Source organism: Pseudomonas putida (genome assembly GCA_029953615.1).
Classification (GTDB): Bacteria; Pseudomonadota; Gammaproteobacteria; order Pseudomonadales; family Pseudomonadaceae; genus Aquipseudomonas.
On the sequence record CP124529.1, the window covers coordinates 2,617,719 to 2,633,484 of the forward strand.

The following is a 15,766-nucleotide window of genomic DNA, read 5'->3' on the forward strand; positions in this document are numbered from 1 at the left end:
CTACAGGAAATCGCGTACCCCTGTAGGAGCGGCCTTGTGTCGCGATGGGCTGCGCAGCAGCCCCATGGCCCTAACGGGTGACAGCCATTCGCCCGACCAGCGGTAACCTGGCCAGCAGGTTAAACAACGGCGCCGTCCAGCGCAGCAGCAGCGCACTCCCCTTGGCCGCCAGCGGCGTGTAGCAGCTCCAGCCCAGCGCCAACACCGCCATCAGCAGCCCGCCGATGTAGTCATCCTGCCCCCAATGGGCACCGGCCACCAGGCGCGGCAACATGAACAACACCGCCAGGCCCCAGACCACCAGGTACTGCACCAGGCGGCGGCTGAACACGCTCATGAACAGCGCCCACACCAGCAGCACCGAGGCATGATCCCCCGGGAAACTCTTGCTGGAACGGTCTTTCAGTTCCCAGGCTGCTTCCAGGTTCGGGTAGTAGTCGCTGAGGTGCACCACATCGTCGAACATCATTGACGGGCTCTTGTGCTGCCAGCCGGCTGCATCAACCCACTTGGAAAACAGCGCGCGAATCACCACTAAGAGGATTAGCGTGACCAGGAAACCGAAAAAGGCCTGGCGCACCTGGGTTGCCTTGAACACCCAGTCGCCTCGTATAAGCACTGCCAGAAGGATCAGGCCGACGACGATGTCGAACGGGCGCAAGCTGCCGACAGTCCAGATGTAGCGCCAGGTGGTGTTGTCGGCCAGCGGCGCATTCAGGCTGTGGAACAGCCACTCGTCGAAAGTCAGGCACAAGATCTGGCCAAAGGGCCATAACCAGAAACACAGTAGAGCGATGGGAAGCAGCGTACAGGCTGCCAATGGCCCCCAGGACCACCTTGCTTGGAACAGTGGTCGATTGTCCATAAAATACCTCTATTGCAAACAGGAATCGGAGCGCCTTGTGAGCGCTCTGTCATGGGGTTCTCGCATGTTTCGACAACCCTTGTAACCATTTTGTCATCATTTTCAGATAGCCAAAACCTATGAGCGACTTGCCTGATACCGATTTCACCCAACGTTTCATCTTCGACGAGCGCGATGTGCGCGGCGAGTGGGTGTCTCTCGATGACAGCTACGCCGCGGTGCTGGCGCGTCATGAGTACCCGCAGCCGGTGCAGGCGTTGCTCGGCGAGCTGATGGCCGCCACCGCCTTGCTGGTGGGGGCGCTGAAGTTCGACGGCCTGCTGATTCTGCAGGCGCGTTCCGCAGGGCCGATCCCGCTGTTGATGGTCGAATGTTCGGGGGATCGGGACATCCGTGGCATGGCCCGCTACGAAGCGGACCAGATCCCTGCGGATGCGACCCTGTCGCAGCTGATGCCCGATGGCCACCTGACCCTGACCATCGATCCGGTCAAGGGTCAGCGCTACCAGGGCACTGTCGACCTCGACGGCGCCACCCTGTCGGAGTGCTTCACCAACTACTTCGTCCAGTCGCAACAGCTCAACACGCGCTTCTGGCTCAACGCCGAAGGCGGCAAGGCCCGTGGTCTGCTGCTGCAGCAACTGCCGCGCGATCGCCAGTTGGACGATGAAGAGCGTGAAGAAAGCTGGCAGCACGTTGTGGCATTGGCTACCACGCTCAAGGCTGATGAGTGGGCGCTGGACAACGAAACCCTGTTGCACCGCTTGTACCATGAAGATGCCGTGCGCCTGTTCGACATCCAGCCGCTGCGCTTCAACTGCAGCTGCTCTCGCGAACGTTCCGGCAATGCGCTGGTCAGTTTGGGCGAGCACGATGCCAAGGCGCTGGTGGAAGAATGCGGCGGGCAGGTGGAGATCGATTGCCAGTTCTGCAACGAACGCTATTTCTTCGACGCCAGCGACGTGGCGCAACTGTTTGCCGGTGGCGGCACTGACGTAGCCTCAGAAACTCGTCACTGAAACGTTTAACTACAGGACAATCTCCTGTCGAATTGCGCAAAAGCGCAGTTCTGACAGGAGGGGCCTACTTTTTTTGGGCGTTTCTGGCATAATCCGGCCACTTTTTTCGCTGTAGTAGTTTTTTCAAGACAACTACAAAACGTTTGGAGCACTCGGCCTCGGGCCGGATGGGGTATCTCATGACGCAAGCCAACAACACCGTGTACACCGACCTGAGCGTCGATGAGCTGGTAAAAGAAGCGCTGCAACGCGGTGAAGGCGTACTAGCCGATACTGGTGCACTGGTCGTGGAGACTGGTCACCGTACTGGCCGTTCGCCGGCTGACCGTTTCATCGTCGAAGAACCTTCCACCCAGGACGCCATTGCCTGGGGCCCGATCAACCGCAAGTTCCCGGCAGACAAGTTCGATGCCCTGTGGGACCGCGTCGAGGCGTTCAACAACGCCCAGGATCACTTCGTTTCCTACGTTCACGTAGGGGCCGCTGCCGAGCACTACCTGCCGGTGAAGATGACCACCCAGACTGCCTGGCAGAACCTGTTCGGTCGTTGCCTGTTCATCAACCCGGAGCAGTACAACCCGGCCGGTCGCGGCGAGTGGCAGGTTCTTAACGTCGCCAACTTCGTGTGCGAACCAGAGCGTGACGGCACCAACTCCGATGGTTGCGTGATCATCAACTTCGCCCAGAAGAAAGTGCTGATCGCTGGCATGCGCTACGCCGGCGAAATGAAGAAAGCCATGTTCTCGGTGCAGAACTTCCTGCTGCCGGCCGCCGACGTGCTGCCTATGCACTGCGCCGCCAACATCGGCGAAGCAGGCGATGTGACCCTGTTCTTCGGCCTGTCCGGCACCGGCAAGACCACCCTGTCGGCCGACGAAAGCCGTTACCTGATCGGTGACGACGAGCACGGCTGGGGCGAGGGCGTGGTCTTCAACATCGAAGGCGGCTGCTACGCCAAGTGCATCGACTTGTCCGAGAAGAACGAGCCGGTCATCTGGAAAGCCATCAAGCATGGCGCCGTGCTGGAAAACGTCGTTCTCGACGCCAACAAGCACGCCGACTACTCCGATGTCAGCCTGACCCAGAACAGCCGTGCGGCCTACCCGCTGGAGCACGTTGCCAAGCGTTCCGCAGCGAACCTGGGCGGCGAGCCGAACGCAGTCATCTTCCTGACCTGCGACCTGACCGGTGTTCTGCCTCCGGTTTCGATCCTGAACAACGAGCAGGCGGCCTACCACTTCCTGTCCGGTTACACCGCGCTGGTCGGTTCCACCGAAATGGGTTCGGGCAGCGGCATCAAGTCGACCTTCTCCACCTGCTTCGGCGCCCCGTTCTTCCCGCGCCCGGCGTGGCGAGTACGCCGAACTGCTGATCAAGCGTATCAAGGGCTTCGACTCGAAGGTCTACCTGGTCAACACCGGCTGGACCGGCGGTGGCTACGGCGTTGGCAAGCGCTTCAGCATCCCGACCACCCGTGCCGTGATCGCTGCAATCCAGAGCGGCGCGCTGATCGGTGCCGAAACCGAGCACCTGGACATCATCAACCTGGACGTGCCGAAGGCCGTTCCGGGCGTTGATACCGAGCTGCTCAACCCGCGCACCAACTGGGCTGACAAGGCTGCCTACGACGAGGCCGCCAAAGGCCTGGCCAAGCTGTTCATCGAAAACTTCAAGAAGTTCGAAGTCTCCGACGCCATCAAGGCCGCTGGCCCGCAGCTGTAAGCTGACCCGCCCGCAACGAGAAAGCCGCCCCTGGGGCGGCTTTTTTGTTCCTGTGAATAAGTGCGGTCATTGTGGAAGCAACTGTCTTGCTCAATTTCTAAAAGCTGGCGCGATCCCTGTGGGAGCGGGCAGCGAGAATCCGTTTTTTCTGTTTCACTGTCAGCATCCATTGCGAAGACAAGAGCCAGCCAGATGACCGAATCCCCTCAGCGCACTGCCTTCTCCCATTTCCACCCCATTCTCACCCGCCCCCAGGACAACGACCTGAACGGCCACATTGCCGGTGCCACCGTGCACGGCTTCTTCGAAACCGCCATCCAGGCGTTCCTTGTCGAACAGGCCGAACTGGACCTGCGTGACGGCGAGCTGGCCGCCTTCGTGGTCAGCTCGGCGGCGGACTTCTACGCGTTGCCAGGCTTCCCGGACGTGCTGGAAGTGGGGCTGGGGGTAACGCGCCTGGCAGGCAGCACGGTGGAGTACCGCCTGGCCCTGTTCCGCCCAGGGGAGCCGGAGGCGTGTGCGGCAGGCACGGTGGTGCAGGTGTTCATCGAGCGCGCCAGTGGCCGGCCAGTGGCGTTGCCAGAAACGCTGCAGGTGATCCTGTCTGGCATCCTGCTGGAACCGCAGGCATAAAAAAGCCCCGCTGGCAGGGGCGGGGCTTTTGTTGCCGGGGCAGGGCCCTCAGGCGTTAGTCGCGCCAGTGGCGCTTGTGCTTGCGGTGGCCGTAGTGGTGGCCACGGTCCCAGTGGCGACGGTCGTCGTCATAGCCACGACGGTAGCGGCGGCCATCGCGGTAATCGTCTTCGTCGGCCTCTTTACCCATGTAGTTACCCAGTGCGCCACCGGCGCCACCGCCAGCTGCCGCGCCAATGTAGCTACCGGTAGTACCGCCCATGGAGCGGCCGACCACGTTGCCGCCTGCGGCGCCCAATGCGCCACCGATGGCTGCCTCACCACGCTGGTGCTTGTTGGCACCGACTGCACTACCAGCTGCGCCGCCCAGGCCAGCGCCAATCGCGCCGCCTGTGCTACCACCAATGGACTGGCCCACGACAGAGCCCAGTACCCCACCCAATGCGCCGCCAATGCCGGCCTCGGTGGTGCCGCCTGCCATGGCAACGCCGCTGAGCAAGCTGAAAGACAACAACAGTATCGAGGAGTACTTCTTCATCAAGAGAGCCTCATAGGGATGACGAGGCGAATGTGAGCCTTGCAGGTGCGTCTGGCAACGGAAATCCGACGAGTAACACGACTTGTACACAATTCTGTAAGTTACTGTATTTACTGTGAAACTTTATCGTTTTTTGGCTGTCTTAGACTTTTATGACGAAGCCCTGAACCATGAATGGAACAGGGCTTTTTCGTTTTTGGCGGTGAGGCTGATGGCCTCTTCGCGGGCTCGCCCGCTCCCACAGGAACTTCACAAATTTCCCATCCTGTGTAGTACCTGTGGGAGCGGGCAAGCCCGCGAAGAACCCAACACAATTGCTACAGGATACGCCCGTCGTCCCGCGCCCGCTCCAGCTTGATGGCAATGAACTTCGACGTCGGCGTATGGCTGCCGTCGCCAATGCTCTCCAGCGGCACCAGCGGGTTCACCTCCGGGTAGTATGCCGCCGCCTGCCCGGCCGGGATGTCGAAGGCCAGCAGGGTGAAACCGTGCACACGGCGCACATGTTCATCCCCCCACAATGACACGATGTCGACCCGCTGCCCCGGCTGGAAGCCGAGGCGGATAATGTCTGCTTCGTTGGCGAACAGCACCTCGCGCTGGCCGCGCACGCCGCGGTAACGGTCATCCAGGCCGTAGATGGTGGTGTTGTACTGATCGTGCGAGCGCATCGACTGCATGATCAGGTCCGGCACCTGGCCGCTGGCGCGTACGCGCTCGTCGAGCAGTGTGTCGGGCAGCAGGTTGGCCTTGAAGTTGGCGCGGCCGGTGCTGGTCTTCCATTCGCGGCTGGCGGCGCTATTGCCCAGGTAGAAACCGCCCGGCTCGCGCAGGCGCTGGTTGAAGCCGCTGAAGCCGGCGATGGTGTCGCCGATCAGCTCGCGAATACGGTCGTAGTCAGCCACCAGCCAGTGCCAGTCCACGGGCGTCTTGCCCAGGGTGGCGGCGGCGATACCGGCGATAACTGCCGGCTCCGAGCGCATCTGCGTCGAAAGCGGCTGCAGCTGGCCATTGGAGGCATGGACCATGCTGAACGAGTCCTCTACCGTGACCGCCTGTGGCCCGTCGGCCTGCAGGTCGATGTCGGTGCGGCCCAGGCATGGCAGGATCAGAGCCTGCTTGCCGTGCACCAGGTGGCTGCGGTTGAGCTTGGTGCTGATGTGCACGGTCAGCTCGCAGTTGCGCAGCGCCTGGGCGGTGCGCTCGGTGTCTGGCGTGGCCTGGGCGAAGTTGCCACCCAGGCCGATGAATACCTTGGCCCGGCCGTCGAGCATGGCGTGGATCGCCTCGACGGTGTTGTGGCCATTGTGCCGCGGCACGGGGAAGCCGAAGCGCTGCTCGATGGCGTCCAGCAGGGCCGCCGGCGGGCGTTCGTTGATGCCCATGGTGCGGTCACCCTGCACGTTGCTGTGGCCGCGCACCGGGCACAGGCCGGCGCCTGGTACGCCGATGTTGCCGCGCAGCATCTGCAGGTTGACTATTTCCTGGATGGTCGGCACCGAGTGGCGATGCTGGGTAATGCCCATCGCCCAGCACATGATCACCCGCTTGCCGCGGCAGTACATGCGCGCGGCCAGCTCGATGTCTGCCAGCGCCAGGCCGGACTGTGCCTGGATGTGCTCCCACGGGGTGGCGTCCACTACCGCGAGGTAGTCGTCGATGCCATGGCCATGTTCGGCGATGAAGGCGTGATCGAAGATGGCTGGTTCGCCCTTGGCCTGGGCTTCGCGTTCCCATTGCAGGACGAACTTGGCCATGCCGCGCAGCATCGCCATGTCGCCGCCCAGGGCCGGGCGGAAGAATGCGGTGTTGGTCGGCCGGTCGCTGTTGGTCAGCATTTCCAGCGGGTTCTGCGGGTGCTGGAAGCGCTCCAGGCCTCGCTCCTTGAGCGGGTTGATGCACACCACTTGGGCACCGCGTTTTACCGCATCGCGCAGTGGGTCGAGCATGCGCGGGTGGTTGGTGCCGGGGTTCTGCCCCCAGACGAAAATTGCGTCGGCGTGCTCGAAGTCGTCGAAGGTGACGGTGCCCTTGCCGACCCCGACGCTTTGCCCCAGGGCTACGCCGCTGGCCTCGTGGCACATGTTCGAGCAGTCGGGGAAATTGTTGGTGCCATAGGCGCGTACGAACAACTGGTACAGGTACGCCGCTTCGTTGCTGGCGCGCCCCGATGTGTAGAACTCGGCCTGGTCAGGGCTGGCCAGCTTGTTAAGCTCGCGGGCGATCAGGTTGAAGGCGGCGTCCCAGCTGATCGGCTGGTAGCGGTCGCTGGGTGCGTCGTAGACCATCGGCTCGGTCAGGCGCCCCTGGTACTCCAGCCAATAGTCGCTCTGCTGCAGGAGCGACGTGACACTGTAGCGGGCAAAAAAGGCGGCATCGACGCGGCGCTTGGTCGCCTCCCAGTTCACCGCCTTGGCACCGTTCTCGCAGAATTTGACCATGCCGCTTTCCGGCGAGTCGCCCCAGGCACAGCCGGGGCAATCGAAACCGCCGTTCTGGTTGGTCTTGAGCAGCGCGCGAATGTTCTTCAGCGCGTTGTCGCTGCCGACCCAGGCCTTGGCCACGCTGCGCAGCGCGCCCCAGCCACCGGCGGGGCCGTGGTAGGGTTTGTAGCGAGGGGAGGAGGCTGGGGCGTTGTCCGGGAGAGGTTGATACGAGGTCACGACTGTTACGACTCCGCCGCTGGGCTGTAGACCCGCGGTGCGCTGTGCTTGGGCAGATGGATAAGGTTGAGGTTGTGCTTGCGCGCCCATTGCAGGGCAAGGCCGGTGGGCGCTGAAAGGCTGACCAGGGTCTGGATCCCGGCCCGCAGCACTTTCTGGATCAGCTCCAGGCTGCAGCGGCTGGTGACGATGGCCAGGCCGCCCTGGCTGTCGATGCCCTGGCGCAGCAAGGCGCCGATCAATTTGTCGAGGGCGTTGTGCCGGCCGATGTCTTCGCGGCCGAGCAGCAGCTCGCCATGGCGGTCCATGAACAGCGCTGCATGCACCGCGCCGCAGTGCTGGCCGAGGGGCTGGAAGGCATCGATGTGCTCGCGCAGGCCGACCAGCCATTGTGCCGGCGGCAACGGCGCACCGGGCAGCGCGGCCAGTTCTGGCAGAGCCTGCTCCAGCGCTTCGACCCCGCACAGGCCGCAACCGCTGGTGCCGGCCAGCTGGCGGCGCTGATTTTTCAGGTTCCAGAAAGCACGGCTGGAAATTTCCAGGTCGGCATACATCGCCGAGCCGCTGCCGGAGAGCTTCAGGTCGTAGATTTCCGAGGTGCCTTCGACAATGCCGCTGCCGACGCTGAAGCCGACGGCGAAGTCTTCCAGGTCGGTTGGGCTGACCAGCATCACTGCCTGGTTCAGGCCGTTGTAGGCAATGGCCAGTGCTACCTCTTCCGCCAGCGGGGTGCTGTCGCGTCTGGCGTCACTGAGCTGGACATACTCGTAGGTGTTGCTGGCGGCTGGCAGGGACAGGGGCGATGAGGCCGCGCAGACCGGAGGCTTGCTTTTCATCGGGGCGATATCGGGCGATTGGCAGCTATCTGATAGCACAAGCCTAGGCGTGCGACCCGGCGGCGTCTAATCGCTACGGTCTATGCCTTGATAGACCGGGTCGATGGGTTGCATGGGGCGGGAGGGGAAAAGCTGGCCTAGACTGCTGTGTCCGAGGTTTCGTCAACAAGGAGAGCGTTATGAGCTTGTTCAGTTTCGTCAAGGAAGCGGGCGAGAAGTTGATCGACCTGCTTACCCCCGGCAACGCCAATGCCGAAGAGCAGCTGAAGAAACACGTGGAAAGTGTCGGCCTGGGCAACCCGAATATCACCGCCACTGTAGAGGGCGACACGATCATCCTCAAGGGTGAGGTGGCCAGCCAGGAGGAAAAGGAGAAGATCATCCTGGCGGCGGGCAACGTCGCTGGCGTGGCCAGTGTCGATGACCAGATCACCGTGACCGGCCCGGTGGCCCAGGCTGCGCGGTTCGTGACGGTGGAGAAGGGCGACACGCTAAGTGCCATTTCGAAGAAGGTGTACGGCGACCCCAACAAGTACCAGAAAATCTTCGAGGCCAACAAGCCGATGCTCAAGCACCCGGACAAGATCTATCCGGGGCAGGTGTTGCGTATTCCTGATTGATCCCTGCAGCCTCTTCGCGGGCTCGCCCGCTCCCACAGGGATCGCACACAGTTCAGACCTGTGGTGATCCTGTGGGAGCGGGCATGCCCGCGAATGGGGCCTTACAGGCCTACCAATAGCTCCCGGTAATCCTCGACCGCCGCAAACTCCTCGGTATTCCGCGGCCCTGCCTGGCTATCCGGCTGGCGCACTGCCAGCAGATGCCCCACGCCAAACCGCCGCGCACTGCGCAGAATCGCCAGGGTGTCATCGATGAACAGGCTGCGCTCTGGCTCGAAGCCGATATCCGCCTGCAATGCATCCCAGAACTGCGGGCTTTCCTTCGGGTAGCCATAATCATGCGAGCTGATCAGCCGTTCGAAATACGGCGCCAGCTCTACCCGTTCCAGCTTCAGCGACAGCGAATCCCGGTGCGCATTGGTGATCATCACCACGCGCTTGCCCGCGTCGCGGATCGCTGCCAGGAAAGTATCGGCATCCGGGCGCAGGGCGATCAGGTCGGCGATTTCCTGTTTCAGCTCGCGTATAGGCAGCCGCAATTCGCGGCTCCAGAAGTCCAGGCAATACCAGTTCAGCGTGCCGGCATTGCGTTCGAACAGCGGCTGCAGCTCCATTTCCGCCATGGCCCGGCTCACTCCGTGCAGCTCGGCATAGCGCTGGGGCAGGTGGTCCAGCCAGAAGCGGTTGTCGTAATGCAGGTCAAGCAGGGTGCCGTCCATGTCCAGCAGGACGGTATCGATGGCAGACCAGGGAAGAACAGGCATGGGAAACTCTCGATCAGTCGGCAAGCCACGGTATAGTAACCCGTTCACGCCAAGGAGCCGCCCCATGCGCCAGAAACCCACCGTCCTCAGCCGCGAAATCGTCGCCAGCAGCCGCCTGTTTCGCGTCGAAGCCGTGCAATTGCGCTTCAGCAATGGCAACGAGCGCACCTACGAGCGGCTGGTGGGACGGGGCAACGGCTATGGCGCGGTGATGATCGTGGCTATGCTCGACGCCGAGCACGCGGTGCTGGTTGAAGAGTATTGCGGTGGCACTGACGAATACGAGCTGTCGCTGCCCAAGGGCCTGATCGAGCCGGGCGAGGACGTGCTGGCGGCAGCCGACCGGGAGCTCAAGGAGGAAGCCGGTTTTGGCGCACGCCAGCTGGAGCACCTGACCGAGCTGTCGCTGTCGCCGGGCTACATGAGCCAGAAGATTCAGGTGGTGCTGGCCAGCGACCTTTACGAGGAGCGCCTGGAGGGCGATGAGCCGGAGCCAATGCGGGTCGACAAGGTCAACCTGCGTGAACTCTCGGCCCTGGCCATGCACCCGCAGTTTACCGAGGGGCGTGCCCTGGCGGCGCTGTACCTGGCGCGTGACCTGCTGATTCAGCGGGGGTTGCTGGAAGCATGAACGACCTGCAACTGATGCACGAAGTGGTCAGGCTGGCCCTTTCGGCGGGTGAGGCGATATTGCCGTTCTGGCGTGCCGATGTGGCCGTGACCAACAAGGCCGACGATTCGCCGGTCACCGCCGCCGATCTGGCGGCACACCGGGTGATTGCCGATGGCCTTCAGGCGCTGGCGCCGCAGATCCCGGTGCTGTCCGAAGAGGACTGCAACATTCCGCTGGCCGAGCGTAAGGGCTGGAGCCGCTGGTGGCTGGTCGACCCGCTGGACGGCACCAAGGAATTCATTGCCGGCAGCGAGGAGTTCACGGTCAACATCGCTCTGGTCGAAAACGGCGAGGTGGTGTTTGGCGTGGTATCCATGCCGACCAACGGGCGCTGCTACTTCGGTGGTCGCGGTTTGGGCGCCTGGCGTGCGGAAGCGGGTGAGACTGCCCGGCCGATCCAGGTACGCAATGCGCCGCCGACGGGTGGGCGTTTCACCGTGGTTGCCAGCCGTCGCCATTCCAGCCCGGAACAGGAAGCGCTGTTGGCCGGGCTGGGGGCCGCGGTGGGTGAACTGGAGTTGGCCAATATCGGCAGTTCGTTGAAGTTCTGTCTGTTGGCCGAAGGTAGCGCCGATTGCTATCCGCGTCTGGCCCCGACCTCGCAGTGGGATACCGCTGGGGCGCAGGGGGTGGTGGAAGGGGCTGGTGGTGAAGTGATCGGGCTGGATGGCCTGCCGTTCCGGTACCCGGCGCGGGAGTCGTTGCTCAACCCGCATTTCCTGGCGTTGCCGGCAAAAGCTGCTTGGCGCGAAGCCTTCCTGAGCCTGATCTGACGATCCCACAGGTACAGCAATCCTTCGCAGCTACGCGGAACCTGTGGGAGCGGGCAAGCCCGCGAACACCGGCGGAGCCGGTGCCGTAGACCGCGGTGCCTGCTTCGCGGGCGCGCCCGCTCCTACAGGGATCGCGACACCTTTAGTTTCAGCGGTGCAGTACGTACTGGCCGCTGAAGGTAACAGCAGGTTCGTCACTACCGGCATTGCTCACCGTGGTCTCCAGCGTCAGTCGCGCCCGCCCACGGCGCTGGTACAGGGCCAGGAACCGCTCCCAGGTCTTCTCATCCGGCGCCGCGCAGCGCGCCACCGCCGCTCCGGTAACCGGCAGCGGATAACTGATCTGCCCTTCCTGGATGACGATATGCCCGTCATCGATCCCCGACTCGCGCAGGCGCAGGTGCAGCCAGCCCCAACCCACCAGCACTGCGGCGCAGTAAAGGCTGCCGCCGAACATGGTGCTCTTGTGGTTGACGTTGGCCGCCAGCGGCAATTGCAGGCGCAGGGTGTGCTGCTGCCAATCGAGCACTTCCAGGCCCATTTCGCGGGTCAGGGGGATGTCGCCGTGCAGGACGGACTGCAGGTACTGGCTATCGGTGTTCATTGACGGTTGTCCTCTTGATCGTCATGCCCGCCGCTACCACCATCGAAGCTCAAGCCATGCTTGCGTAGCTTGTCGTGCAGGGTCTTGCGGGGGATGCCCAGCGCTTCGGCCAGGCTGCGCATGGAGCTGTGTGGCTGGGCCAGTTCGGCCGCAATCAGCGAGCGTTCGAACTGTTCGACCTGTTCGCTGAGGTTGCCGCTCGGCATCGGTACCGCAGGCATCGCCGCGGGCGGCGCCTGGCCGTCCAGGGCCAGTTCCAGGCCAAGGGCGAAGCGCTCGGCGGCGTTCTGCAGCTCGCGTACGTTACCGGGCCAGTCGTGACGCAGCAGCAGGGCGCGCTGGGCCGGCTGCAGGGCGTGTGGCGGCAACCCATGGCGCTGGCTGGCGGCGTCGGCGAAGTGCTGGAAAAGCACCAGGATGTCATCGCCGCGTTCGCGCAGCGGTGGAATACGCAGCGGCGCCACGTTCAGGCGGTAATACAGGTCGGCACGGAAACGCCCCTGGTCGGCGGACTGGCGCAGGTCCTCCTTGGTCGCGGCGATGATGCGGATGTCCAGCGGGATCAGCTGGTTGCCACCCAGGCGCTCGACTACCCGTTCCTGCAACATGCGCAGCAGTTTCACCTGCACATCCAGGCTCATGCTCTCGATTTCGTCGAGGAACAGCGTGCCGCCGTTGGCGAACTCGAACTTGCCGATGCGGCGTTTCTGCGCACCGGTGAACGCACCGGGCTCATGCCCGAACAGCTCGCTTTCGACCACCGATTCGGCCAGTGCGCCGGCGTTGATCGCCACGAATGGCCCGTCGCGGCGGCTGGACAGGTCGTGCAGGGCGCGGGCCACCACCTCTTTGCCGGCACCGGTCTCACCCAGAATCAGTACATCGGCGCGGGTGCCGGCCAAGGCACCAATCTGCTCGCGCAGGCGCTGCATGGACGGCGACTGGCCCACCAGGCGGGTAGCCAGTTGTTGGCGGTCGCTCAGGGCCAGGCGCAAGCTGCGGTTTTCCAGTACCAGGCGGCGCAGGGCCAGGGCACGGCGTACGCTGTCGAGCAGGGCATCGCTGGCGAAGGGTTTTTCCAGGAAGTCATAGGCGCCCGCGCGCATCGCCTGCACCGCCAGCGGCACATCGCCGTGGCCGGTGATCAGCAGCACCGGCAGCTCGTTGTCACGGCCGTGCAGTTGTTCCAGCAGCTGCAGGCCATCGATACCCGGCATGCGGATGTCGCTTACCACCACGCCAGGCCAGTCGGCCTCGATGCGCTCGGCCAGGCCCTGGGCATCGGCCAGGGCGACCACCTTGAGCCCGGCCAGGTCCAGGGTCTGGCTCAGGGCCTGGCGCAGGTGCGGGTCGTCGTCGACCAGGATGACCTGGGCTCGGCTGTCGATCAGTGTCTCGGTGGTCATGCCGAGGGGTCCTCCGAATTGGGCAAAGTAGCGCCAGGCGCGGCCACACGCAGCTGCAGGGTCAGCAGTGCGCCACCTTCCGGGTGGTTGGCCAGCAGCAGTTCACCGCCCAGGGCGCGCATCAGGCTTTCGCAGATGGCCAGGCCCAGGCCCAGGCCCTGGGTGCGGGTCTTGGTGGTGAAGAACGGCTCCTTGGCGTGCTCCAGGGCCTGGCGGCTGAAGCCGGGGCCGTTGTCGCGAATGTACAGGTAGACGCAGTCATCGCGCTGCTCGGCACTCAGCCACAGGCGGCGTGGGTTGGCCTTTTCGGTCAGGGCGTCGAGAGCATTGGCCAGCAGGTTGCCGAGCACCTGACGCAGGCGGGTCTCGCCGGCCTGCACCCACAAGGTTGCTTCCGGCAGGTCGCGGATCAGCTCGACGGCCATTGCCCGGCGGCGCTTGGCCAGCAACGCCAGGGCATCGTCCAAGGCTGGCTGCAGGGCCACGCTCTCCGGGGCGTGGCGGTCACGGCGGGCGAAGGCGCGCAGGTGGGCGATGATCGAGGCCATGCGCCCGGTCAGCTCGCCGATCAGCTTGAGGTTGCCGCGGGCGTCTTCGATACGCTGGTGGTCAAGCAGGATCTCGGCGTTTTCCGCGTAGCTGCGGATGGCGGCCAGTGGCTGGTTGAGCTCGTGGCTAATGCTGGCCGACATGGTGCCGAGCACTGACAACTTGCCGGCCTGCACCAGCTCATCCTGGGCACGCACGGCCTCCTGTTGGGCGTTCTCGCGTTCCAGCACGGCGCTCTTGAGCCGGGTGTTCAGGCCTTCGAGGTCGGCGGTGCGTTCGGCCACGCGTTTTTCCAGCTCCTGGCGGCCGCGGGCCTCGAAGTCGATGCGGTCGATGTAGTGACGGCGCCGCTGCATGACCAGGCCGGCCAGCAGCATCAGCACCAGCAGGGTGCCAGCGCCGATAGCCATCACGGTTTGCACTGAACGGTCGACCAGCATGCGCGGGGCGAGGATGCTGACCTGCCAGCCGGTTTCCTTGATGTCGCGGGTCTGGCTGATCCAGGCGTCCGGGCTGAGCACCAGCGGTTGCGGGGCCTGGGTCGGGTAGGGCTGGATAGCGATGATTGCCTCGCGCTCGGCCTCGGTCAGCGCGCGGGTTGCGCGGAAGCGCCAGTCGGGCCGCGAGGTCAGGATGACCACGCCATTGTGGTCGGTCAGCAACAGCTGCTCGGGGGTACGACCCCACAGGGTTTCGGTGTGGTCGAGGTCGACCTTGACCACCAGTACGCCAATGATGCGATCACGGTCATGCACGGCGGCGGCAAAGAAGTAGCCGCGCTTGGCCGAGGTAGTGCCCTGACCGAAGAAGCGCCCCAGGCGGCCGGCCATGGCTTCGTTGAAGTAGGGGCGGAAAGCAAAGTTGCGGCCGACGAAGCTGTCGCGCTTGTCCCAGTTGGAGGCGGCCAGGGTGTTGCCGTTGACGTCCATCAGGTACATCACCTCGGCGCCGGTCTGCTGGACGATTTCCTTGAGCAGGCGGTTGGCGTTGGTCACCGCTTCCAGGCGCAAGGGGTCGGCCAGTACCCCGCGCAGCGCCGGCAGGTCGCCGAGTATCTGCGGCAAGGTTTCGTAGCGATGCAGCGTACCGAGCAGGTTGGCAACGTACAGGTCTAGGGTCTGGCGGTTCTGCGAGGCCAGTTCTTCCTGGTAGTAACGTTCAGCCAGGTGATGCAGGGGCCACAGTAACGGGGCCAGGCACAGGGCCAACAGGGCCAGGCTGCGCCAGCGGGGACGGCGTGGGGGCGTGGGTTTTGCAATCATCACGGAAAGGCGCCAGAAAAGTCTGACGCAATTATGCGCTAGTTAAGGCATCACTTCCGCCTCTGCCAGCGGCAGGCCGCGCTTGTCCTTGTCCGACAGCACCGGCGGCTGCTGCAGCCGCCAGTCGATGGCCAGGGTCGGGTCATCCCAGCGGATGCAGCGCTCGGCACCCGGGTTGTAGTAGTCGGTGGCCTTGTAGAGGAACTCGGCCGATTCGCTCATCACCGCGAAGCCATGGGCGAAGCCGGGTGGAACCCACAGTTGGCGGTGGTTGTCGGCAGACAGCTGCACTGCGACCCATTGGCCGAAGGTTGGCGAGCTCTTGCGCACATCCACGGCGATATCACGGATTTCCCCCTGCACCACGCGCACCAGCTTGCCTTGGGTGTTTTCCACCTGGTAATGCAGGCCACGCAGCACACCCTTGATGGAGCGCGAGTGGTTGTCCTGGACGAACTCGACATTCACGCCGGTTTGCCGGGCGAACTCACGGGCGTTGAATGCCTCGAAGAAAAAACCACGGCTGTCACCGAAAACCTTCGGCTCGATGATCAGTACTTCAGGGATCGCGGTAGGGATGATGTTCATGGCGGTTAGCTGGCCCTTTCTGCTCATGTATTGACCCTAGCCGGTCTGGCCGTTTTTTCCGCTTTGGGCTTCAACGGCATTCACAAGGGCTGGCCAGGGTAGATGTCGTGCCGTGTAGCTTCTCCTCCAAGGCTGGGGGTGTATCGATTGTTATCGATTTAATCCCTGTGATAGCTCACGATTTTCCCGATTATCGGGCTTCAAATATCGATATATATCGGTTATAAATTGACAAACGCCCCAGCACAGTC

Annotated in this window: 14 protein-coding genes and 1 pseudogene; 6 read left to right on the forward strand and 9 right to left on the reverse strand. The window is 63.6% G+C overall.

The genetic code is table 11. The features are described from left to right. Window positions 1-70: 70 nt before the first annotated feature. Window positions 71-865, reverse strand: coding sequence for a phosphatase PAP2 family protein (locus QIY50_11930; GenBank protein ID WGV22798.1), 795 nt, complete (start codon window positions 863-865; stop codon window positions 71-73). Between the two features lie 119 nt (window positions 866-984). Between QIY50_11930 and hslO the strand changes: the two genes are divergently transcribed. The 3 genes and pseudogenes from hslO (at window position 985) to QIY50_11945 (ending at window position 4,239) form a co-directional block, all read left to right on the forward strand. Further along, window positions 985-1,884 carry an Hsp33 family molecular chaperone HslO gene (hslO, locus tag QIY50_11935; GenBank protein WGV22799.1) on the forward strand — a complete coding sequence of 300 codons (900 nt, stop codon included), beginning with the start codon at window positions 985-987 and terminating at the stop codon, window positions 1,882-1,884. A gap of 179 nt (window positions 1,885-2,063) precedes the next feature. Continuing rightward, window positions 2,064-3,606: pseudogene (locus QIY50_11940) on the forward strand (phosphoenolpyruvate carboxykinase). Between the two features lie 192 nt (window positions 3,607-3,798). Then, on the forward strand, window positions 3,799-4,239 hold the full coding sequence (locus QIY50_11945) for a thioesterase family protein (protein WGV22800.1): 441 nt from the start codon (window positions 3,799-3,801) through the stop codon (window positions 4,237-4,239). Window positions 4,240-4,294: 55 nt separating this feature from the next. On the opposite strand, the gene QIY50_11950 is transcribed toward QIY50_11945, so the two are convergent. From QIY50_11950 to fdhD, 3 genes are all read right to left on the reverse strand, one after another. Continuing rightward, window positions 4,295-4,777, reverse strand: coding sequence for a hypothetical protein (locus tag QIY50_11950; GenBank protein WGV22801.1), 483 nt, complete (start codon window positions 4,775-4,777; stop codon window positions 4,295-4,297). Window positions 4,778-5,094: 317 nt separating this feature from the next. Continuing rightward, window positions 5,095-7,440 (reverse strand): FdhF/YdeP family oxidoreductase, encoded by a 2,346-nt coding sequence (locus tag QIY50_11955; GenBank protein ID WGV22802.1) that lies wholly within the window; start codon window positions 7,438-7,440, stop codon window positions 5,095-5,097. A 5-nt stretch (window positions 7,441-7,445) separates the two neighbouring features. Next, window positions 7,446-8,276, reverse strand: coding sequence for a formate dehydrogenase accessory sulfurtransferase FdhD (gene fdhD, locus QIY50_11960; protein ID WGV22803.1), 831 nt, complete (start codon window positions 8,274-8,276; stop codon window positions 7,446-7,448). A 179-nt stretch (window positions 8,277-8,455) separates the two neighbouring features. Here fdhD and lysM point away from each other — a divergent pair, with 179 nt between their 5' ends. Further along, a complete protein-coding gene (gene lysM / locus QIY50_11965; protein WGV22804.1) occupies window positions 8,456-8,896 on the forward strand; it encodes a peptidoglycan-binding protein LysM in 441 nt (146 codons plus the stop codon). Window positions 8,897-8,997: 101 nt separating this feature from the next. On the opposite strand, the gene yrfG is transcribed toward lysM, so the two are convergent. Continuing rightward, window positions 8,998-9,660, reverse strand: coding sequence for a GMP/IMP nucleotidase (gene yrfG / locus QIY50_11970; protein ID WGV22805.1), 663 nt, complete (start codon window positions 9,658-9,660; stop codon window positions 8,998-9,000). A 64-nt stretch (window positions 9,661-9,724) separates the two neighbouring features. On the opposite strand from yrfG, the gene nudE reads away from it, so the two are divergent. Beyond that, window positions 9,725-10,291, forward strand: a complete 567-nt coding sequence (gene nudE, locus QIY50_11975) for an ADP compounds hydrolase NudE (GenBank protein ID WGV22806.1) — start codon at window positions 9,725-9,727, stop codon at window positions 10,289-10,291. Beyond that, window positions 10,288-11,106 (forward strand): 3'(2'),5'-bisphosphate nucleotidase CysQ, encoded by an 819-nt coding sequence (gene cysQ / locus QIY50_11980; GenBank protein WGV22807.1) that lies wholly within the window; start codon window positions 10,288-10,290, stop codon window positions 11,104-11,106. Before nudE ends, cysQ begins: the two co-directional genes overlap by 4 nt. 148 nt (window positions 11,107-11,254) lie before the next feature. Here cysQ and QIY50_11985 read toward each other — a convergent pair whose 3' ends face one another. From QIY50_11985 to rfbC, 4 genes are read right to left on the reverse strand one after another with little or no spacing between them, the layout of a single operon-like run. Continuing rightward, window positions 11,255-11,710 (reverse strand): YiiD C-terminal domain-containing protein, encoded by a 456-nt coding sequence (locus QIY50_11985; GenBank protein ID WGV22808.1) that lies wholly within the window; start codon window positions 11,708-11,710, stop codon window positions 11,255-11,257. Next, on the reverse strand, window positions 11,707-13,116 hold the full coding sequence (locus tag QIY50_11990) for a sigma-54 dependent transcriptional regulator (GenBank protein ID WGV22809.1): 1,410 nt from the start codon (window positions 13,114-13,116) through the stop codon (window positions 11,707-11,709). Before QIY50_11990 ends, QIY50_11985 begins: the two co-directional genes overlap by 4 nt. Further along, window positions 13,113-14,927 carry an ATP-binding protein gene (locus QIY50_11995; protein ID WGV22810.1) on the reverse strand — a complete coding sequence of 605 codons (1,815 nt, stop codon included), beginning with the start codon at window positions 14,925-14,927 and terminating at the stop codon, window positions 13,113-13,115. The genes QIY50_11990 and QIY50_11995 overlap by 4 nt, the downstream gene beginning before the upstream one ends. Before the next feature lie 42 nt (window positions 14,928-14,969). Continuing rightward, on the reverse strand, window positions 14,970-15,515 hold the full coding sequence (gene rfbC, locus QIY50_12000) for a dTDP-4-dehydrorhamnose 3,5-epimerase (protein ID WGV23044.1): 546 nt from the start codon (window positions 15,513-15,515) through the stop codon (window positions 14,970-14,972). Window positions 15,516-15,766: the final 251 nt, after the last annotated feature.